The sequence below is a fragment of the Vibrio sp. TRT 1302 genome (genome assembly GCF_050113875.1).
Taxonomy (GTDB): domain Bacteria; phylum Pseudomonadota; class Gammaproteobacteria; order Enterobacterales; family Vibrionaceae; genus Vibrio.
In genome coordinates, this window is sequence record NZ_JBNJOF010000004.1 from 377,598 (window position 1) to 399,227 (window position 21,630).

Annotated in this window: 18 protein-coding genes and 1 pseudogene; 5 read left to right on the plus strand and 14 right to left on the minus strand. The window is 42.2% G+C overall.

From position 1 onward, the window contains the following. Window positions 1–9: 9 nt before the first annotated feature. Window positions 10–369 (minus strand): hypothetical protein, encoded by a 360-nt coding sequence (locus ACQEXP_RS08770; protein ID WP_074545446.1) that lies wholly within the window; start codon window positions 367–369, stop codon window positions 10–12. 774 nt (window positions 370–1,143) lie between these two features. On the opposite strand from ACQEXP_RS08770, the gene ACQEXP_RS08775 reads away from it, so the two are divergent. Together ACQEXP_RS08775 and ACQEXP_RS08780 are read left to right on the plus strand one after the other, a co-directional pair. Beyond that, window positions 1,144–1,617, plus strand: a complete 474-nt coding sequence (locus ACQEXP_RS08775; protein WP_426969442.1) for an Hcp family type VI secretion system effector — start codon at window positions 1,144–1,146, stop codon at window positions 1,615–1,617. Next, the gene (locus ACQEXP_RS08780; RefSeq protein ID WP_426969444.1) at window positions 1,596–2,393 is read left to right on the plus strand and encodes a DUF4225 domain-containing protein; all 798 of its coding nucleotides are present in this window, start codon (window positions 1,596–1,598) and stop codon (window positions 2,391–2,393) included. Before ACQEXP_RS08775 ends, ACQEXP_RS08780 begins: the two co-directional genes overlap by 22 nt. 580 nt (window positions 2,394–2,973) lie before the next feature. On the opposite strand, the gene ACQEXP_RS08785 is transcribed toward ACQEXP_RS08780, so the two are convergent. The 13 genes and pseudogenes from ACQEXP_RS08785 to ACQEXP_RS08845 all read right to left on the minus strand — a co-directional run bounded on the left by ACQEXP_RS08785 (window position 2,974) and on the right by ACQEXP_RS08845 (window position 16,863). Further along, window positions 2,974–6,090 carry an HsdR family type I site-specific deoxyribonuclease gene (locus tag ACQEXP_RS08785; protein WP_426969446.1) on the minus strand — a complete coding sequence of 1,039 codons (3,117 nt, stop codon included), beginning with the start codon at window positions 6,088–6,090 and terminating at the stop codon, window positions 2,974–2,976. Beyond that, window positions 6,083–7,246: an AAA family ATPase gene (locus ACQEXP_RS08790; protein WP_426969448.1), complete on the minus strand. Its 1,164-nt coding sequence runs from the start codon at window positions 7,244–7,246 to the stop codon at window positions 6,083–6,085. Before ACQEXP_RS08790 ends, ACQEXP_RS08785 begins: the two co-directional genes overlap by 8 nt. Window position 7,247: 1 nt before the next feature. Continuing rightward, window positions 7,248–8,477 carry a restriction endonuclease subunit S gene (locus ACQEXP_RS08795; RefSeq protein ID WP_426969450.1) on the minus strand — a complete coding sequence of 410 codons (1,230 nt, stop codon included), beginning with the start codon at window positions 8,475–8,477 and terminating at the stop codon, window positions 7,248–7,250. Window positions 8,478–8,491: 14 nt separating this feature from the next. Next, window positions 8,492–10,039 (minus strand): type I restriction-modification system subunit M, encoded by a 1,548-nt coding sequence (locus ACQEXP_RS08800; RefSeq protein ID WP_426969452.1) that lies wholly within the window; start codon window positions 10,037–10,039, stop codon window positions 8,492–8,494. Window positions 10,040–10,151: 112 nt separating this feature from the next. Then, on the minus strand, window positions 10,152–11,105 hold the full coding sequence (locus ACQEXP_RS08805) for a nucleotidyl transferase AbiEii/AbiGii toxin family protein (protein ID WP_426969454.1): 954 nt from the start codon (window positions 11,103–11,105) through the stop codon (window positions 10,152–10,154). A 1-nt stretch (window position 11,106) separates the two neighbouring features. After that, window positions 11,107–11,511 (minus strand): DUF6088 family protein, encoded by a 405-nt coding sequence (locus ACQEXP_RS08810; RefSeq protein WP_371693100.1) that lies wholly within the window; start codon window positions 11,509–11,511, stop codon window positions 11,107–11,109. A gap of 189 nt (window positions 11,512–11,700) precedes the next feature. After that, window positions 11,701–12,221: pseudogene (locus ACQEXP_RS08815) on the minus strand (tyrosine-type recombinase/integrase). A gap of 192 nt (window positions 12,222–12,413) precedes the next feature. After that, complete coding sequence (locus ACQEXP_RS08820; protein WP_426969456.1) at window positions 12,414–13,709, minus strand: tyrosine-type recombinase/integrase; 1,296 nt, start codon at window positions 13,707–13,709, stop codon at window positions 12,414–12,416. Continuing rightward, a complete protein-coding gene (locus ACQEXP_RS08825) occupies window positions 13,706–14,836 on the minus strand; it encodes a tyrosine-type recombinase/integrase (RefSeq protein ID WP_426969458.1) in 1,131 nt (376 codons plus the stop codon). Before ACQEXP_RS08825 ends, ACQEXP_RS08820 begins: the two co-directional genes overlap by 4 nt. A gap of 342 nt (window positions 14,837–15,178) precedes the next feature. After that, window positions 15,179–15,622, minus strand: a complete 444-nt coding sequence (locus ACQEXP_RS08830; protein WP_426969491.1) for a lytic transglycosylase domain-containing protein — start codon at window positions 15,620–15,622, stop codon at window positions 15,179–15,181. Between the two features lie 53 nt (window positions 15,623–15,675). After that, window positions 15,676–16,017 carry a type I restriction endonuclease subunit M gene (locus ACQEXP_RS08835; protein ID WP_426969460.1) on the minus strand — a complete coding sequence of 114 codons (342 nt, stop codon included), beginning with the start codon at window positions 16,015–16,017 and terminating at the stop codon, window positions 15,676–15,678. 81 nt (window positions 16,018–16,098) lie between these two features. Further along, entirely contained in the window at window positions 16,099–16,479 is a 381-nt protein-coding gene (locus tag ACQEXP_RS08840) for a DUF7659 family protein (RefSeq protein WP_426969461.1), read from the minus strand. Window positions 16,480–16,482: 3 nt separating this feature from the next. Then, window positions 16,483–16,863, minus strand: a complete 381-nt coding sequence (locus ACQEXP_RS08845) for a hypothetical protein (RefSeq protein ID WP_426969463.1) — start codon at window positions 16,861–16,863, stop codon at window positions 16,483–16,485. Between the two features lie 697 nt (window positions 16,864–17,560). Between ACQEXP_RS08845 and ACQEXP_RS08850 the strand changes: the two genes are divergently transcribed. The 3 genes from ACQEXP_RS08850 to ACQEXP_RS08860 all read left to right on the plus strand — a co-directional run bounded on the left by ACQEXP_RS08850 (window position 17,561) and on the right by ACQEXP_RS08860 (window position 21,356). Beyond that, complete coding sequence (locus ACQEXP_RS08850; RefSeq protein ID WP_104038400.1) at window positions 17,561–17,875, plus strand: hypothetical protein; 315 nt, start codon at window positions 17,561–17,563, stop codon at window positions 17,873–17,875. A gap of 3 nt (window positions 17,876–17,878) precedes the next feature. Then, the gene (locus tag ACQEXP_RS08855) at window positions 17,879–19,321 is read left to right on the plus strand and encodes a DUF4041 domain-containing protein (protein WP_426969464.1); all 1,443 of its coding nucleotides are present in this window, start codon (window positions 17,879–17,881) and stop codon (window positions 19,319–19,321) included. A 1,012-nt stretch (window positions 19,322–20,333) separates the two neighbouring features. Further along, complete coding sequence (locus tag ACQEXP_RS08860; protein WP_426969466.1) at window positions 20,334–21,356, plus strand: hypothetical protein; 1,023 nt, start codon at window positions 20,334–20,336, stop codon at window positions 21,354–21,356. Window positions 21,357–21,630: the final 274 nt, after the last annotated feature.

Below are 21,630 nucleotides of genomic sequence, written 5' to 3' on the forward strand. Positions count from 1 at the left end.
GCCAAATGGCTACCCTTTTTTTTTGCCTTCAAGAAATGAATCCACTTGATTATCAATATCGGCTTTAACTTGTCGCCTAACAGGTTGAGACTCTTTTTGATCTTTAAATAACTTCTCACCATCAAATGTCTGACCATGAATAACATCCCCTATCGCAGAGGACTGGCGAACAACCCGATAAATCTCCTCCATCAGTTCACGATTAGACGGACGGTCATCATCACTATCATTCAGCTTGATCCGTAAAGCCAAAGTCAAAAGCTGCCGAGTAGCTTCGGCATCCGAAAGGTTTTCTCTGTCTCTGAATTTGATGAAATCTTGCTTTAATTGACCTCGTAATGAGCTCTGTAATGGGTAAGCACGACTCATATTTTCCACCATTTCCCATCATTGAAATTCATTACACTATCAATGAATTTTCAATGAATCAAATTCAACCTCTAGAGCTTGAAGGTATACCACAAAAGGGATAAATGACAATTCAATGAACTTTAAATTAAAAATCATTGAATCAGCCTGCATCCCATACCACCAAAGGGATAAATGACATTTCAATGAAACTACATGAAATTCAATTGAAAAAACTAACAAGTTTTAGTGAATAATTTGAAAATTTTTTCACCATTCACAATCAAGCTTTAAGAACCCCTATCCTATTGTTTTTAAAAGCTTTAGATTTCCACAGACAACCATTCGGATTGAAAATCAATCCGCCGTGGTGTGTGGTAAAAAGTAGGAAGAAATAGGGCCAATCTATTAGGCCCTTGTGTAGTTCGAGCTTTCTCTAACACTTTGTATTATTTTTTAAAGTCGCCCATATGAAAAGGGGTTGGGGTGAAAAATGGATCACACTACTAAAAAATCACCACCTCTTTTAGGAATTCAGGGCCATTATCCAAACAAAATAACAATGAAAAATGCCTTTAGAGAAGTGATTTTGTATCGCTTAATAAGTCCTGAACAACTTCAAGTACTGCACGCTTGAATTAGTGTTAGCTGGAAAAAATTTTTTTGAGATACACTCAATGAACCTACCGTAAAATAAATCAAATCTTGCTTCAATTTTTAACATTAACAGTCAATCTCAGCTTATCTTTTGACATACGATATGAGCATTATCTCATAAAATAAAACAGGTAAAATATGGCTCACACAGCATACCTATCAATCATCGGCAAAACGCAAGGTTCCATCTCTCAAGGCTGTAATACTAAGGACTCCATCGGCAACAAAGCCCAAGAATCTCATAACAATGAAATCACCGTTCTGGCTTGCAACTTTACCTTAAGCAAGCACGGTGGTCCTGCTGAGGTTGTCATTACCAAACCCATTGATAAGGCCTCGCCACTCCTTGGCAATGCTTTTTCCAAACAAGAACATTTACAATGCACAATTAATTTCTATCGCACTAATGAACAAGGCTATAACGAACACTTCTACACCATAGAGTTGGTTGATGCCTTAATTACGACCCTATCATTTAACCAACCGAACGTGCTTCAGTCGGGCGATGAAGACATGTCGGAAGAGCTCTACCTGTCTTATCGCGACATCATTTGGAAACATAAGATGGCTGGTACTGAAGGTTATGAAACATGGGAAACATTGTTGGGATGAGAAGCAAAAGTGCACCAGATTCATGGGATATTCGAGAAGTCGAAAAGGCTGGAAAAGGACTCACAATGCAAGCCGTCACACTCGCGAATCGCTATATCTCTAATGGTGGTCTAAAGAACCAATTTATTCGTGAAGTCGATAGGTTTGAACAGTGCCTTGTCAATGATTTTAAGAGTGGTCGAAAAGATAAGGAAACTGTATTTAAAGAGCTTCGAAAAGAGCGACAAAGCCTAATGGATCAAGGTAGCTTGATCATGAAGAAAGGGATTGGTCTCGTAGCTGGCGTCATGCAAGTAACAACCGGAGCAGGAATATGTTATTTTTCGGCTGCATCCTTATGTTTGATTGGCGCTCCTATGGTAGCTCATGGCATGAATAATATTCAAGAAAGCGGCAAATACTTTTTAGATGGCGATGAAAATACCACCGGATTTGTGCGAGAAGGTTATCAATTCACTGCTGAGTTATTAGGCTATTCAAAATCTCACGGTGACATCGCCTACTATGGAGCAGATTTAGCTCTGTCAGCATACGGAGCGTTAGCTAAAACCACTACAGTAAAAAATGCATCAGAGGTTTATCAAGTGATGTCCAAGCCCAATTTAAAGCCCATGCTTTGGACAAAAACTCCAAAAGCCAAGCAATTTAAGTTATTTAGGTATAGTGCTGAAGATTACTTAAGAGGCTACCAAGCATCAAACCGAGTATCATTAGGGGTCGGGGCTTTCAGTGATTATACAACAGCAAAACAATTGCACAGTGAGATTTCAAAATGATTACATTCATTTTATTTTGGGCGTTTTCTCTAATTCTTATTTATGTAACAAGAAAGCTATTTTTATACAGTAAAAATAAACTTTATATCTTCTGTAAATTTTTGGCATATGTAGTTATAGGAGCTCAATATTATTCTATTTTCCAGTATGGTTCCTTAATCCAAGGAAGTATCCCCTCTGGTATTAACCACTTTGAAGAAGTAACAGTAAAGGTTCTCAATTTACCCAATGACCTAGTACAATGGTCAAGTCTAATCATAATGTTTATTTATGCTATTCTTTGCTTTCCCAAATACATTAAATATTAGCTTATTCAAACACTCTTTCTAAGAGTTGATGTAATGTCTAATTTTATTCCTTTTACTCAAATATATCTAAAAAATGGACAAATATTGTTTAGTTCTATTACTCACCACGCTAGTTTTCGAAAGGCCATTTAAATCGAAAGTGCTAAATAAATAAACGATATAAATGAATATAAAGTTATCGTAATGTGGCACTACATACCTAAGTGAGTATGAGCTCTTTTCCCTAAAGCTATGTTGTTGTCTAGCGATATTATAAAGAGCTCTAAACACTGTTAAACCGGCCCACCTACACCTTTGAACTTCTCCACAAAAGCAACGATCTTCTGAAACACACTTTGTTTCTTGGTTTTGTATTGTGGGTTCAGTGGACTCATCTTTGGTAACGTGGAGTTAAGCTCAGTGCCGTTTTCACTGGCATATTCACGTTTCAGTGATGTCGTTATATAGCGCTTGGCAGCGTCTTCAACGAGATTTTCGCTGTTGATCAAATCCTCTGCTTCTCGCTTTTGCTCCGCTTGGGCAAAGATATAGAAAGCTTCAATGATACTTACTCTATCATCAAGTTCATCCAAGTCCGTTTGCTCGATAAAATCAACTATTAAGGTTTCTTTGGCACGGTTGCCTAGGCTGGCGCGGATCATCCGGCGCACTTCGTCAATCAGTTCTGATTTACTCTTGCGCTGCTTGTTTTTCTCGAAAATCAGCTCAAGGATGTAATCGAGATTGATCTCTTGTGATTTCAGCAGGTCAACTTCAAAAACCACGTCATCCCAGTCGATGGTGGACTCGTTTTTGTCTTTGCTCTTTTTTTGTTGGCGCAACCAGTCGCGGGTATCGTTGTAGGTTGAACGGTAATCCTGAATCAGGCGCTCTGCTGGCACATCAATCGCTTGCATTTTTGCAATAGCGTCATCATCAACGTAATACTTCGCCTTGAATGCCTCAACCACTTCTACATCGTCCATATCGACACTTTGCAGGGCTTTTAAGCCCGCAAATTCATCGTAGTTTTGCAGTACGTTTTCTACGCGCAGATATTCACCAAACAGTTTCACAAAGGCCTTTTTGTCTTTCTCGGTTTCAATCGCTGATGGATCCGGAAATCGTTCTTTCAGCTCAGCGACTACCGCCTGATAACCCCTTCGAGCTTCTCCAGTTACAAGGTCTTTAAAGCCCTCCATGTACTCTTGATAGCTTTTCTCCAGCACCACGTTCTTGGTGTTCTTGTCACCGAACAGGGTGATGGCATCAACAGTCGCTTTTTCTAAGTCACGGAAAGTCACAATGTTGCCAAAGGTCTTGGTGGCATCGTAAATGCGGTTGGTGCGTGAATAAGCCTGCATCAAACCGTGATAACGAAGGTTCTTATCTACAAATAAGGTGTTAAGTGTTGGCGCATCGAAGCCAGTAAGGAACATTCCTACAACAATGAGTAGGTCGACTTCCTGGTTTTTAACCCGTTGTGCTAAGTCGCGGTAGTAGTTTTGGAAACCTTTGCTATCGACACTAAAGTTAGTTTTAAAACTGGCGTTGTAGTCATCAATGGCGGCGCTTAAAAATTCTTTAGCGCTACTGTCCATCGCTGATACATCAAAGCCCTCATCTTGAATATCCCCAATCGCATCTTGCTCTTCGTTGGCGGCAAACGAAAAGATAGTGGCGACTTTGAGCGGTTTCCTAGCCGTCTTGCTTTGTTCGCTTTCCTCCTGAAGCTGCTTGAAGCGCTCATAGTAAGCCTTAGCGGTATCCACGCTGCTCACAGCAAACATGGCGTTAAAACCTTTGCCGCCCATTTGCTGGCGGTGGGTTTTCTGGCGGAAGGTATTCAGAATGTACTGAGTAATTTCACTAATACGCTGTGGGTGTAAAAAGGCCTTCTTCTTGTCCAGTGCGCTAAGCTTCTTCTCATCGGTTTCGGTTTCAATATCCTTAAATTTCGGACGAACATCGTTGTAATCGACCTTGAACTTTAAAACCTTTTCATCACGGATTGCATCAGTGATGACATAAGAATGCAGTTCTCGACCAAACACGCTACCTGTGGTTTCTGCGCCCAAGGCGTTGTCTGGGAAGATCGGTGTTCCGGTGAAACCAAATTGATAGTATTTTTTAAACTTCTTCTTCAGGTTCTTTTGCGCTTCACCAAACTGACTTCGATGGCACTCATCAAAGATAAATACTACCTGCTGCTGGTACACTGGTAGCGCACTTTCGCTCTTGATGAGGTTGTTGAGCTTTTGAATAGTGGTAACGATGATTTTGTTGTCATCTTTATCCAGATTGCGCTTAAGTCCTGCGGTACTGTCAGAGCCATTAACGCTATCGGGTGAAAAGCGCTGGTACTCTTTCATGGTCTGATAGTCGAGATCTTTACGGTCAACCACAAAGAACACCTTGTCGACAAACTCCAGCTCTGTGGCCAGTCGCGCCGCTTTAAAGCTGGTGAGTGTCTTACCAGAGCCGGTGGTGTGCCAGATAAAGCCGCCGCTCTCTGTTTTACTCCAGTTCCTGGTTTGATAAGCGCTGTTGATCTTCCACAAAATGCGCTCTGTAGCGGCGATTTGGTAGGGGCGCATCACCAGCAGATTATTGCTGACATCAAACACGCAGTAGTGAAACAGCACATCCAGCAGGGTATTTTTCTGGAAGAAGGTCGCCGTGAAATCTTTTAGATCTTTGAGCAGTGAGTTGTCTGACTTCGCCCAGTTCATGGTGAAATCAAAGCTGTTCTTGTTGCGTTTGGTGGTATTGGCAAAGTAACGGGTATCGGTGCCGTTGGAGATCACAAACAACTGCAAAAACTTATACAGCGAGTTGTCGGTGTTAAAGCTCTCTTTGCTGTAGCGATGCACCTGATTAAATGCTTCACGAATGGCTACGCCGCGCTTTTTCAGTTCGATGTGAACCAACGGCAGGCCATTGACCAGAATTGTCACATCATAGCGGTTGGCGGCGCTGCCAGTTTGTTCAAACTGCTTTATTACCTGCACCTTGTTGCGAGTTAGGTGCAGCTTGTCGACCAGGTAGATGTTCTCGATATGACCATCATCAAACACAAAGTCATGAATATAGTCATCGTGGATTTTGCGGGCCTTGTCAGTGATGTTATCGCTGGGATTGTCTAAGTACTGCTCAACAAAACGTTGCCACTCACCGTCAAGAAAAGTCACATTATTGAGTTTTTGCAACTGCTCGCGCACATTCGCCAGCATCTTTTTGGGGCTATTTAACTCAGGCAAAAACTCATAACCCTGATTTTTCAGATCCTCAATCAGTTCGCGCTCCAGTGCATCTTCGCTTTGGTAGCTTTCTTTGATCTGCCAGTCTCTGGTGTACTTGTTGAGCACGATAAAGCTGTTGGATTCTGCGATAGTTTTGTAATCAGTCATTTTGTGCTTCCTGCTGCCAGAATCCGTACTCACTACTTAAAAAATTAACAAGCTCTTCTAACTTCTGTTTATCATTGGTTTCTACTTCTCCAGTCTCCTCACCGGCATGCGCAGAATGACTTGAAAGGTTCAGAATTCTATTGGCAAATGGGTCAGGGTTACCATCAGCCGCTTTAGGAAGTAGCTCTACCCAGCCTTTGTGTCCTAAAAATGTTGCTGTTTTCTCCAAGATATTTCGTAGAAAGCTGAAGTGATATTTCATTATTTGATCATTACGAATAGCTTCCTTAATCTCAGATAGAAGATACAAGTGATATGAGAAAGGTGTCTTATTCCCCAATTCAGTGAGTACAAATGTACCATCAGATTTTTTATCTAAACGCGACCTCAGGGATTGATTCTCTCTATAAATCCATTGAATTGTTTCGGCTGTAGGATCTTTCGCTAGCTTGTTATTAAATTCATTAGAAAGAACATTATAAAATAGCGGATTATGTGTCGTAATGATAAATTTCAAGTCAGATTCGCTAGATTTTACTAACTTCGCCAAGTCAACTGCGAGTTCAATCAAGTGATTATCATCGAGAGAACTCACCGGGTCATCGATGAACACATACTCTAAATTATCAAATTTATCAGTACTTCTATCATCTTGAGCGCTGCTTAATTCTTCAATGGCTAGTTCCAATAGGCTGTAAAAGACACTCCAAACCAAGTTGCTCTCTTCCCCCTTGGAGATCTTTATCGGGTTACCTTGTGCGTCACCTGTCATCGTAAAACTGATTTCTGAAAAATCAGCACTGAATAAAGGTTCAATAACGCTACTGCTTAGTCGCTGAAAGTGTTCGATAATTGCCGGCCCTTGCCCTTGCTCTTCCAGTACCCAGTTAGTGAAAGCATTAGGTTGAATTTTCAACTTTCTATCTGCATCACCATCTAAATCGTTATCCCAATAAAACAGATCTTCTGTGAAGGCATTGTAATACAGTGCTTTTAATGGTGCTTGCTCCCCATTCTCATCAAGCTTTGGGGAGACTAATTGCTTAAACAAACGGGAAAGACGTGTTTTACCGGTACCGTTAAAGGCATAGATCAACTGCACTTTCTTAGGCGATGTTTGAAGGTCTTGTGCAATCTCGCTAAGTGGCTTGCTCATCTTACATATCCACCGTTACTTCAGGTTTTGGGAAGCTCAGCAGCAAATTGCGGTAGTATTCGTATTGCTTTTGACGCAGTTCAATTTCACGAGGCAAACCTTCGCTGATTGAGTTGGTTAGCGTGTCAAATTTATCCAAGATAGCGACAATACGGTCTTGTTCAATACGTGACTTTTTTGGATCATTTGGAAATGGAACCGGAATTTTTACCTTTGACACTCCATCAATAAGCAATCTTTTTACTTTCCCTCGACTCACGTGCTTAACTTTCTGCATAGTAAAGTTTTCGGTTTGTAGACAATAAGACAAATATTTCGGATTTAGTGAGTGACGGATAGCATAGCTATCATCATGAATTGCTACTTTATCTTCACCTAGCCAAGCGACAGCCTTACCCACATCTTCGATAGTTTCACTCACGCTGGATACAATGACGTCATTTGGCTCAGCAAAGCGAAGTGAACCTTCTAAGTCAGAGCGAACTTGTGAAATAGCATGTGTAGCGGAAGTACCGTAGTGAGTGTAAATTTCACCGTAATGGATAACCTTTACACCGCCATCAGTCACGAAGTCTTTTTTAGTAAAACGTTTTCCACGAATGAACTCGCCAATATCCCCCAAAGGTTTCCACTCAACTTCGCCATTTTCAAAGCTCAACAACTGATCGCGATAATAGTTGTATTGTTTTTTGCGTGCGCTAAGCTCAGTTGTAAGCTCGGTTGTCAGGGCGGTGAATGTGTCCAGAATCCGCACGATTTCCGCTTGGATCGCCAGCGATTTTTCTGGGTTATCTGGGCTGGGGATTGGGATCTCAAACTTATCCGTATCAGGCGTGGCAATTTGTGGCATTTGCATCTTGCTGCCAACATTTTGGAAATGAGGTTCGCTCATTTTCAAATAATGATAAGCATACTTTACGTTAATCGCAGAGCCATCGGAGTGATATGACCACATTTCGCTTTTATGCGAAAAGGGCTTGTCATAATACTCAAACTCAATCACCCCACGAGATTTAACGATAATCGAAGGCTCTCTGTTTATATCCTTTTCAGGAATATCTTTAAAATCTACAAATGCAAAAGTTTTACCTCCAGCAAATATTTTCAGAGGTGCTTTGTCCTTGTGCAGGGTCTTCATCTGTCCGGCAGTTATTTTTGTCCCTTTAGTGCGATTTAGCACATCTTTGAGTGGCTTCCATTCAACGTCTGCACCATCCAGCAATTTTTCCATAAAGCCTAGATTGCTCATGCTTCAATCTCCGTAACAATCGCATCAATGCCTTTACGCAGCCCGTCAATCTTAGCCACAGTTGTCGCTATCTCTTGGTTAAGCTCAGCAATATTAATCTGTTCGCGGGTATCTTTTGCTTCCACATAGCTACTTACCGACAGGTTGTAGTCGTTCTCGGCAATCTTGCTGTTATCAATTTGCGCTGCCACATGGTCAACATTGGCTTTGCTGTCGAAAAGCTTCATCACTTCTTCGATGTGATTATCGTGCATCACATTGTTGTTGGTTTCTTTTTTGAAGAAATCCTTACCGCTGGCATCGATAAACTGTGTAGTGGTATCGGTTTTGCTCTTAGACAGCACCAGAATATTCACCGCAATGGTGGTGCCAAAGAACAGGTTCGGTGCCAGCGAGATCACCGTTTCCACATAATTGTTATCCACCAAATACTGACGGATCTTTTTCTCAGCTCCACCACGGTAGAAGATGCCAGGGAAGCAGACGATGGCTGCGCGGCCTTTGCTGGATAGATAGCTCAATGCATGCAATACAAAGGCAAAGTCGGCTTTGCTCTTAGGGGCGAGTACACCCGCTGGCGCAAAGCGTTCATCGTTGATAAGGGTTGGGTCATCACTACCAATCCACTTAACCGAGTAAGGCGGGTTAGACACAATGGCATCAAAGGGTTTATCGTCGCCAAAGTGTGGATCTCTCAGCGTATCTCCCAACTGCATATTGAACTTGTCGTAGTTGATGTTGTGCAAAAACATGTTCATACGCGCAAGGTTAAAGGTGGTGTGGTTAATTTCCTGACCAAAAAAGCCGTCTTCAATGATATGCGCATCGAAGTGTTTCTTGGCTTGCAGCAGCAAAGAACCTGAGCCTGCCGCTGGGTCATAGATTTTATTGACGCTGGTTTGCTTATGCATGGCTAGCTGTGCAATCAGCTTAGAAACATTTTGTGGGGTGAAGAACTCGCCACCTGACTTACCAGCATTAGCAGCGTAGTTGGAGATCAAAAACTCGTAGGCATCACCAAACAGATCGATTTGGTTATCTTCGAAATCTCCTAGGTTAAGCCCTGCTACGCCTTTGAGCACATCGGCAAGACGCTTGTTCTTATCTTTTACTGTGTTACCTAAGCGGTTACTGGTGGTATCAAAGTCTGCAAACAGGCCTTTGATATCGCCTTCCGACTCGTAGCCATTGGCTGAGTTTTCAATTGACTTGAAGATATCGGCCAAATTGGTATTCAAGTTGTTGTTTTTGTGGGCATCGACCACCACGTTGACAAACAGGTTGCTCGGGTAGATGAAATAGCCTTTGGTTTTGACCGCATCGGTGATGATGTCATCGGTGATGATGTCATCGCTTAGTTCGGCGTAGTTGATGCTGTCATCACCACCTTCAATGTAGTTGGCAAAGTTCTCACTGATAAAACGGTAGAACAAGGTGCCGAGTACGTATTGTTTAAAATCCCAGCCATCTACCGAGCCGCGTACGTCGTTGGCGATTTGCCAGATTTGGCGTTGAAGCGCGGCGCGTTGTTGAGTGCTTGTCATGGTAGTATTTCCTGATTTCTCTGTGTTTGCCCACGCTTGGGCAACTCACTCTTGTTCGGTGTTAATTTGCTGATACACCACGAGTAGGGTAACTAGCAAACTAGTGTCTTAACTAAATTGTTGAAATTAACTTTTCCGCTACGCTTCTGAAGGAAGCAAAGCAGGTATCAAAATCATGAGGCTCGGTGTTAAATACCATAGGGGTAACAAAATCTTGAAAGCGCTGTCGAAAAACTGGGTTTTCTTCAAGCTCTTTCAGCCCGAGTTGTAGCTCTTGTTTAGGATTGTAGACAAACTCTGCATGCTGATTGCCGAAGCGCTCAATATCTTCTTCCAACACCGTTTTAAATAACGGTGTAAGTGCTTTCAGATCGAGGCTTTCTTTCTGGCCTTCGGTCTTTAAAATACAGTAAACATCATAAATATGGCGAACAAGCGTGGCATCATCCTTACGCTCAGCACTGCGCTTGACTGACATTGTACGGCGCAACATTGATATCACTTTTTCAACTAAGGTCGCGTGGATAGAGACGCAATCGAAAGCCTTCACTTCTTGTGGCTGCTTATACAGCTCTGCGACCAGTGATTGAATGCTGCGAGGCTCTACATCAAGCAGTGGTATTGTCTCCATCAACTCCAGCTTAATTATGGGGCGAAGACATGGCGCTTGACTAAACTGCTGTGGGTATCGAAGTTCCAATTCAATATAGCGATACTCATCACGCACAAGCCGTGCTTCGACGGTGAATCGCTCTGATTGGGTAATCGCCTGCTCAATCTCGTTAATGCATACCTTACGAGCCGCTTTCTTTTGGGCGCGGCTTAGTTCTTCAAATGCGGGTTTTGGGATCAATTTAATGTCGACGTCTTCTGACATTCGAAGGATCTTAACGTTGGACTTTGCTAGAGCAGTCCCGCCAGAAAAGACCATTTGATGATGCACTGGAGACACTTTCGCTAATTCTGCAAGTAAAGCGACGACCCAGTAATCTTTTTCAATAATGGCTGGGTTTCCGAGCTCAAGCGCATCGGAAACCTCAAGAAATTGTTGTTTTAATTTTTCCATATTAACTCGGCGAGTTTAATACTCGGTTACCGACAGCCAATTTGCGATTAAACTGTTTGGGGTTCCATGAGTATTGAACGGAGGATGGGATTTGGGTACTCGTACCTGAAAGACTTTGTAGCGATAGACTATCCATTTCAAAATCGACGCCTTTCATTTTAAGAATTTCTCGCATAAGGGCATCGGTCCCTCCCGGATTAGTGGGCATGGGCTTGCCAGTGAGGCTGTTAATTCTTGCTTTGGTATACAAACCATAGCCAAGCTTCATTAACTCACCTTGCTGCACAAGTTGCCTCAGTGCCCGACCTATTTGGTCATAGCTTGCAAATCCATCAAAGTCTTTGCGTTCAAACACATACCGTCTTGAACGCTTTATCTTTTGATAAATGCGGTCTACTGCTGTCATTTGAACCTCCTAACTTTCTTATGTATTGGCATTATAACGCAACGTTGATGTGTTAGGAATAAATACGGCATTAACGACAGCGAAAATACGGCATTCACACCACAAGGGGATTTAATAACTATCTGAATTTAAATATTTATTTTTATTACGATAACCATGACATTCCTATCGAAATGTATCATCACCTTGCTATGAATCTATCCCTTCTGAGATATTTAACGCATCCTCTATTTCTACGCCTAAATATTGAATGGTATTATCCAACTTCACGTGGCCAAGCAATAACTGAACAGCGCGAATGTTTTTGGTTCGAGCATAGATCAGTGTCGCTTTAGTGCGACGCATGGAATGCGTGCCATACAGATAGGGATCGTAGCCAAGTTCCGTTGCCCAACGGCGAATAATAGTTGCATAGCAGCTATAACTCATTGCCCTACCTTGTTTTCGAGGGCTAGGAAACAGATAGTCTTGAGGCGATAGTTGGCTGTAAAGCACCCGATCTTGAATCACACCACCGGAAGAAATATCCCTCACTTTCATTCTTAGCAAGTCACAAGAACGCAACTTGCAATCGATGGCAAGATGGCAAGATTGAGCAGGGCTAGTTCCATGATATTGCCTTCGATTTCTAGTCTCGTGCGAATTCGCCAGATGTCTTCAAGCTTGAAAGGCTTTTTCTGCCCAGTTAGATGACCTTTCTTCGTCCACATAATTGACCTCCAGTCTAACTTTAAAAGTGGCCTTATTAAGTTTAGATGCGGCAAATTGAATGGCTATACAGTTAGGGGGGCTGAAAAATATTGCAGACTAGAGTGAATTGGAATCTTTGCACTAACGGATTTTGGGGCAATAACAAGATAAGCCACTCCCTAAAAAAGTGGCTTTATAGGAATCCAAGGTCGTTACCAACTTAAAAAATCCAACTCAGCTCTAATATCACTTACTTGCTTATCCGTTAATTCTGGCGAGGTGCTGAGCACCCCTTTTCTTACCTTTGGTTTAGCGTTAGGATTGTCGGCCTTCAATGCCTTTGTGGTATGTTTTCGTTTTTTGGGTTTTACGTCTTTAGACTCTGTTAACACCCCCGTTATTACCGTCCCCATAAACTCTGCTGCCTCTGTTACATGACATTCACTGACATGCATATAGCGAAGTGTTGAAGAAATGCGCTTATGGCCAAGGAGTTTAGCCACCATCGGGAGCGGATAACCTTCCAGTACCGCATAACTGGCAAAAGTATGGCGTAAATCATGGATACGTACATCGGCAATATCAGCTAACACCCGCACTCTTTGCCAAATCATAGTAACCTTAGTAGGTCGGCTCACATAACACCGAAGAGGTGGAAAAACATCATCCAAATCAGCATTTACATCAAAAAACTGCTTACCTATCTGCAAAAGAAGTTTTCGAGCACCCTTACCCACATATACTACTTTCGCTCCCGTTTTACTGTCTGGCAAATGCCACTCATCTCCTTTCACAAATGACCATTGCAGCCCCGTCACTTCAGAAATCCGACACCCCGTTAAAAGCACAAGCTTTATGACCTGACAGCAACACGCCTCAATCTTTCCCTGTTGACTCACTGCTCTTAAAGCATCTTCAAGTCGTGATAATTCATCCAGACTTAAAAAGCGATTCAACTTCTTTTTTCGGTTCTGCTTGATACCATCACAAGGATTGTTCAAACAATACCCTTGCCTCTCGGCATAATTAAAAATGGAGCGAAGTACATCAAGAGTGCGATTAGCCGCTCCGGCATAGTCCTGGCTTAACTCATCAAACCAACGCTGCACATGGCACGAACCAATACGGGTGACAGGGTAACGACCGAATGCCGGCAATAGGTGTTTATTTAATGCACCTCTCGCTCCTTTCTGCGAGCTGGGTTTCCATGTCGAACATACATTATCTAACCATTCATCTTGCACCAACACATCAAAGCGCCTCGCTCCTACTGCCCTACCCTTACGCTGCATCAGGCTTAACGATTTTTGACGAGCCTGACTCAAAGAAAGGCTACCTACAGGTGCCACAATCTTATTTCCACCGTCTGTCTTGATGACATAAAAACGGGAGGTATCTTTGCCTACTCGCACCCCAAACCCATATTGTTTTGTATCCCAAACAGTATACGTTTTGGATTGAGGCAATAAGCTCTTAATCTTTTGCTGAGTAAGTTTGATATAGTTCATGAGCGCATCCCCTTAACCAACGCATCAGAGATACGAGAAGCCGCTTTACAAGCGTCCAGACTGCTTAAGTGGGCGTATTTCAACGTTGTTTCCACTTCCGCATGACCCAATAAACGACTCAGTACCGTTAAGTTAATATTGGACTGAATCGCAATACTGGCGTATGTGTGGCGTAAATCATGGAGGCGAACACCGTCTAATTCAGTTAAACGACGCACTTTACGCCAAAATGACCCCAAGGCTGCCTCAGATATTGGCTTGGTCTGGCATTTAGCTGGAAACAAATAGTCACTATTTGCTCGCCACTCTTTTAGATACGCTCTAACCTGTGAGCAAAGGTACACCGTTTTTGCGCCGGTTTTGCTGTCTGATAAATGCCAATGCCCTCCCCTGTAATCTTTCCATTGCAACGTTCTCACTTCCGAAGAGCGGCACCCCGTATAGATTAACAATCGGATAATCATGACGAGCATTGGATTATCGGGTTCCAACGTATCGAGCACATGCCATAGGCGGCGCAACTCTTCCGGACTGAGGTAGCGTTCGACCTCTCCCGCTTTATAACGCTTAAAGTGACGACACGGGTTAGTGTTTTTATGTCGATACCCCCACGCCTCACACTGCTGCATCATGACAGACATCAACACTAACGCCTGGTTCGCGGTGCCTTTAACATGAGTTAGCTTAGCAAACCACCTTTCAACATCTCTTCGCTCTATAGTATGAACCTGTCTATCGCCTAAGATGGGCGCAATATGTAACCGAAAAGCTCTCTTGTTCTTTACCGTTGTTCTTGGTTTCCAGTGACGCGGATAACGCTCAAAAAACTCCTCAGCGAAGAGGTGAAGCGTTATTGGTGGCAGCTCTTTCGTATCCTCCAGATAGCGAGTCTGGTGAACTTCATTCATCACCTGTTTTCGCGCCTCTCGTAATGACAAGTCGGTCGCTTTGCCAAGCTTTCGATGAACCCTTAACCCTTCATGCTGAAAGCGAATATAAAAACGCTTACCTCCTGATGGATACACTCTTAAATACAATTCAGGGACTTTTGTATCGTAGAACTCTTGAATCAGATGGTCAGGCGGGGTGCGTTCGACAAAGCGTTGTGTGAGTAAGATTTTTTTCATCGTTTAGTACCTTCATATAGGGACATAGAATCACGAAAAATTCGTAAAAACATGTCGTATCAATGAAAGACACAAACTACACACTCTTTAACTATCAAACACTTACTACAGACAACCATCCATAATCGCCAGATTATGACGTGGTGTGTGGTTCCTACTCAAAGACCCTACGACGCTAACAATGATCACTCATCGGTTAACAATCTAGAGCGGAGGGGTTGCAGCCAGTGCGAAGCGAAAAGCCGAACGGTGGCGATTGAAACGGGAAGAACAGGCAACGTGTGCCAGGCTTGGAGAGGAGATCAACGAAATGCCACTTGCACCACAACGGTGCGACATGTGTTATTTGAAGTTTGGAGAAAAATAAACGGCTTGAACTTTTTGGATGTATATTTTTCGGGCACTCTCGGTGCGTTTGGAAAATCCAGCATTATAAGCACCGACACTGTTCCAGTTATAACCATGACTGGCAAAGTTAGACGCTAATACCCAAGCGCCAAGCGACACATTAAAACACGGCTCGTAAACGTTGGATTCATTAACATTGAATTCAGCGAAACGAGGAAACCAAGACGAGTTAATTTGCATTAATCCAAAATCACGGCTAATTATTTCACCATTTTGATTTTTGTTTTCGTTGTAAGCGTTGGGTCTAAGACTGCTTTCTACTCGCGCAATAGCTCTAAGCAAATCAGGTGATACGTTATAATGCTCTCCAGCCTCTTCAAAGCAAAATGCCGAAACCGCACTAGGAAAAATAAGCAATGGTAAACATGATTTTTTCATAAGCAAAAAAATGGAGTCCATCAGGACTCCATTTTATCGCACATTTGAAGAGATTAATATTCAATCGGTAACAAAACCGTGGTAACACTTCTATCTCTTTCGGTAATAATCCAGATACGCTCACCACACAATTTATATTCAGATAAAACCCGTTCGCCTATTCGGGTAGCTTCATCATTCGTGATTTTATCTTCTATGCAGATAGAGCCCCAATCCCCATTTTTATGACGAGCCAGCGCAATAGACAAACTCCCCTGTGAACCACTGTTATTTTCTAGTATATCAGCAACACCTTGTGTCATTACCGTTTTTCCTAAGTCAAAAGGAATAGCCGTACAAACATACGTTTTTGCTTTTAAATCATCTTGAGCTTGGGTAGTGTTTAGTGTGTTCATTATTTAATACCTCATACAATTATATTTTGAACATGCCTTGATATTTGTTAGAGCAAATATCCAGGCGATTTTATTTCTGGTTTATTCGTAGTACGTTCGCCACTGTCTATACACTTGATAAACATCGTCGTATGAATAACCATACTCTTCGAGCTTTTCCACACAGTCGGTAATATCATTGGTATAAAAACACTCGTGATTAGAGAGTTCACGACGAATAATTGCCTCCTTGCCATTTTCGGCAATATCTTGCTTAATCCCTTCTTTTTGAATTTCCTCTAAGCGTTCGACTAATTTCTTAGCGTTGTTTTTTGGCACAATCATTCCCATACCAAGAGACACGTATTCAACGCCTTTTTTCTTAGCTTCGTCGAACTGCTTATTAGAAAAAGCGAAGAATGCGCCTAGCTCATCAAATAAAGCGGTTTGTGGTTGTTGGATGTAATCTGATAGATATTTCATAACTTAAGCCTCAACGTTAAAATTAATGGTGGTATCAATTAATGTGGCAGTTAGGGCTTTTGCTATTGCGCCACACTCTTGTTTAATTGCCGATATTGAAAGTTGTGAAAGTAGAAAGTTCTTAACGAATTTCTCATTGCCATTCGAATCAACCGCCACGACTTGATAACCTGCCTCCCATAGCTCGCGGGGTGTATCCCATGAACCAAAACGCTCCCCACGAATCACCACCGTAACCACGTTTTCCGGCTTTAAAGAAACGGGTAATTGTCGAAGCAAGTAACGAGAGATATCATTTTTTGGTGAGCTTTCGTGCCCAGCGGCGAAACGCTGGTCGCTGACCTTCGATTTAGAGAGAGTTGGGGTTGAGTGTCGTTGTGCCATAAGGAGTTTCCTTCTGTTTGAGTATCACTTTTATGGAGCCGCTTGGCTCTCCCATTCCTCAAACAGGGTTCTTCTTTGCAAGGGCGCGCAGCGGCTTCGCCCTACCTTGCAAAGAGGGTTCTGGGTGAGGATGGTTTACAGCCTGCGAGCGCCATCAAATGATGCGAGTTGAAAGGAAAATCGGCACATAAGACACCGAGCCCTTACTCGAACTTAATCGAAGTCAGTGAAAGTTTTTATGTGAGGAGGTACGACGAACGGCAACGAGGAAGTATGACGAGGCGCAACTACGCAGTAGCGAAGGCGTTGGGTGATTGTCCGCAGGAACTTAGAGCCATATCGAGCTTGCTCGATGGACATGGCTCAAGTTATCGGGGGAGGAGCGTAGCGACGGAATGAACCGACCGAAGCGGTGTGCCGCGTAGGGAGAACGCCAATAATAATGCTTACATGTAAAGCTGCTATGTGACACTGAATTTAAACGGACATAACTTCTAAGCTGTTTCTGCCCCAAAATCGTTTAGAGCCTGCACTCTATAAGAATGAGGCAACAGGAATTTACCCTACTAAAAGTAATCACTTCCCCCTTAAAACACCTAAAAATATTCCATCTGTTTGATATAACTACCAGTTGCACATATTCGATTGTGTTAGCATCCGAAAGGTCAGTGTTACACCACATCAAAGGAGGAAAACCTTGGCTAGACGAGGTAGTGGTTTACGAACGGCTATAAAGGTTGTTAAGGCAATAGATCGAGCCAACAAGCAAGCAGCTCGTGAATCCCAGCGCAGGCAGAAAGCTCGTGAGCGAGCGCATGCTCACGCAATGAGAGAGCACGAAAGAGAAGTGCGAGAAGCTCAGCGTGAATTACAGAGGCAAGCAAGACTAAATAAGTCAGCAGCAAAACAGGCTTTTAAAGACGCAATAGCTAGCGCCGCAGAAGAGTATCAGGATAGATGCGAAGAGCGAGCGGCTTTAAGGAAGCAATTCATACAAGAGGTTTTAAAGTAATCAATGGATAATAATTTACTGATGTTGGCGGGCTTGTCATTAGTAGCTGTCGTACTAACTTATATTCTAACTAAAAGCTCAGCCGATAAGAAAATAGAGAAATTCAAATCACTAGATGAAGCGCTAACAAAAACAAAAGAAGAATACGATTCAGCATGTATAAGCCGCGAATCAATAATTACTGCCAATGCAACAGCAAAACGAGAACTTGAAAAGATCAACGAAGAAACTGCCGAACTCCAGGCACTGAAAGGACAAGATGATGCGCTAAAACAAAGTATTCAGGAGCAACAATCGCTTTTGGATTCCGCTAAATCAACATTAGACGAGCTTAACTCCAGTATTGATAAAGGGGAACTTGATCTAGAAGAGTTAATGGGTGATATCGATTTATATTCAAGACTTGATGAATACACTGCTCATGGTCATTTTGAAATGCCACAGTACCTTTACGAAACATCGACCCGATTCGCCGAAGAGATCAAGGATGTTAGGCAGCAGCAAAAAGACATGATCAAAGATAAAACAGCGATCACTTTCCCAGAGTCAACGGTGATATCTAACGACAAGTCATTCAATAACAAAATTCTAAATGGTCAGGTTAAGCTCATGCTTACGGCTTTTAATATTGAATGTGACCTGCTTATTGGGAAGGTATCCCCAAGTTCGTTTGGGCGCACTCTAGAACGTATAGAAAAGCTTGCCAATACACTAGAAAAGTCAGCCGCGACATTAGAGTGTGGATTCGATATAGATTACATCGAACTTAAGTTCGAAGAGTGTAAGCTTCAATACCAATACACACTTAAAAAGCAGGAAGAAGTCGCTGAGCAGAAGCTTATCAAAGAACAGATCCGTGAGGAACAAAGAGCGATTAAAGAGTTTGAAAAAGCGATTTCCGATGCAGAGAAAGAAGAAAAAATGTACCGTAATCTACTTGATAAAGCACAGCGAGAGCTTGCTAAAGCTACTGATCAAGACCGTACTGAAATGGAGCAACGCATCGCAATCCTTGAACAACAGCTTGCTGAAGCTGAAGCGAAAGAAGAACGAGCTAAGAGTATGGCAGAGCAAACCCGTAAAGGGCATGTCTACGTGATTAGTAACATTGGTTCGTTTGGTGAGGATGTTTACAAAATCGGTCTTACTCGTCGACTAGAGCCTATGGACAGGGTTAAAGAGCTTGGTGATGCAAGTGTACCGTTCCCATTTGACGTACATGCCATGATTTACACGGATGATGCTCCAGCTCTTGAAACAGCACTACATCGTGAATTCAATTCTAAGCGTGTAAACGCTGTAAACCTTCGGAAAGAGTTCTTTAATGTCGACCTTGTATCTATCCAAGAAGCCGTAGAAAAGATAGCTGGAATAGAAGCCGAATTTAAAATGACTGCTTTAGCTGAGGATTACTATGAAAGCTTGAGATTAAGTGAAGCAGCATAAAGTGGAAATGCACAGAGCTAGCTGCTGTAGCTAGCTCAATTCTGCCCCAAAGTTGCTTAGACCTTTTACTCATTCACACCCTGTTCACGGGTTTTTGCAATACTAAAAGTTATCGATTCTTCCCATGCTGTTGGCTGTTAATCCCCGAGATGTATCATGGGGGTAGATTCCACCACACTCCAAGGCTTCAGCGTGTCTTTTCCACCATCGAGCGATTGTCCTTTCTTAGAAGAAAAAGCCGCCTAAGTCAGCGGCTGTTCATTGCTAGCAAAGATGTCTTTCATCTTGAATCTATCGTTCATCGCAAACACTAAACTACAGACTTGCGGCATTCAACACACTTCTGTATAAAACGCGATGAGCAATAATATGCTTATGTAAGTATTAGGATTATTAGTTGCCATAGTATCATAACATGAAGTGATTAGACGGCTTACGGCCTGCTAATCACCGTTGTGTACTAGGTAGAAAAGATGAACAATAACATTAGATCGAATATGTACAGAGATGTGTTCACAGAACTTGCTTACATCGTGTTTTTGTGGCTTGTCTTCTATTGGCTTTAAAGTGGTAATCATCATTTAATACAATCGCTTACATTAATAATGTGTTGTGGTGTAGCTGCTAGGATCCTTATGTTATGGAATAAGTTTCGGCAAGGTTCTCTAAAAATATTAGGAGGGAAGTTATTTTTCAAAGGGTTAGCTTGCGATGTAACTTTGTTGTATGACTTTCTGCCGTTAGGAATAGGCTCGACCATAAAGGTCTCATATTTTGAAGAGACTATGCAGAAACGTAGTATTTACATTCCGAAAATACGCTAAGCCATGAACATTGGCAACAATTGTTAGATCAACGTACATAACAAACACCTCAAGAGGGACAGCCAACGCGTGGCATTTTCATTATGCGTTGGTTTTCGTGATTGCAGTATTATGCGGAAGCTTGGTAGTAGCGTTGGCTGCCCCTTAAGCGGGCGTTAAATGTATAATTTTTACAATGGAGTAATTAAATGAGTCAGTTATCAGTTACACAAGAGTCTTTAGCTAGGATGCAATCTTTTGAGGCAAAAAGTTTAGCGCGAGAGGAAGATTTAGGGCGAAATTTTGATTTCTCAGCAATTGTAGCGCCAGCGTCTAAATTAATTCGATTATATAACCAGTTAGGTTTATCTACACTGGAAGACTTTCCTGATGCAATTCTTCTTCAAATCAAGCAAATCGCTGATGCAGACTTTAATCGTTTTCAACAAGCATTAGATTTTGATCCGACTACTGTAGAAAATCAAAATCCAACACAACCTCGAGACCATATCATTCAGCAAGTAATTGCTGCTTATGATCAGACTTTTCAAAAACTATTCCCATTCATTTCATACGGAACCAGTAAATCCGTTGATTTCCAAAGAATGGAAAATGAAGCGCGAGCAATGCTCCAAAATGTCAAAGATGAAGCTACGGTAATTACTAATGAGCTTACAGCTCATCAAGAGCAAGCTGAAAACGTTTTAGCCGATGTGCGCAAAGTTGCTGCTGAACAAGGTGTTTCGCAACAGGCAATATACTTCAAAGATGAATCTGAAGCTCATGAAAATGAATCTGAATATTGGAGAGTTAAAACGATCCAAGCAGCAATCGCACTCGGAGTTTACGCTTTTTGTACCTTATTTATTCACAAACTAGCATGGTTTAAGCCTGAAGATAACTTACAAGCACTACAATTGATGACAAGTAAGGTGCTAATCTTCGGTGTAATTGCGTACTTGCTTTTCTTAGCTGCAAAAAACTTTTTATCTCATAAACATAATGCAATTGTTAATAAACACAGACAAAACGCACTAATGACTTATAAAGCACTAACAGATGCAGCAGTCACTGGTGAAACTAAAGATATAGTTCTCAATCATGCTGCTTCTTGTATTTTCTCTCCTCAAGACACTGGCTACATAAAAAATGAAAGCTCCAGTTCACAAGCAGGTGTTGGGCGTTCAATTATCGAATTGATGCCCAAAACCTCAATGAAGCTTGATGGTTAGGTGTTTTTATACATTTAACAAAGCCTCAAGAGGGACTGTCAACGCGTGGTGTTTCCAGTCCCATTGAGCCGCGATGGTTATGGTTGTTGCATTTGAGTTTAGCGTTATGCGTTGTCAGGGCGTTAGGTGAGCAATTGAGTAATGAGGCAATAAGTGGACGACAAAAAAACTCTTTCTGGAGCAGAAATAAGGCAGAAAGTGTAAACCTCCCCTAATTAGTTGCGCCCATAATTAGAGGTTTCGGCTTGTTCATTCTTCATTAAATATTCCCATG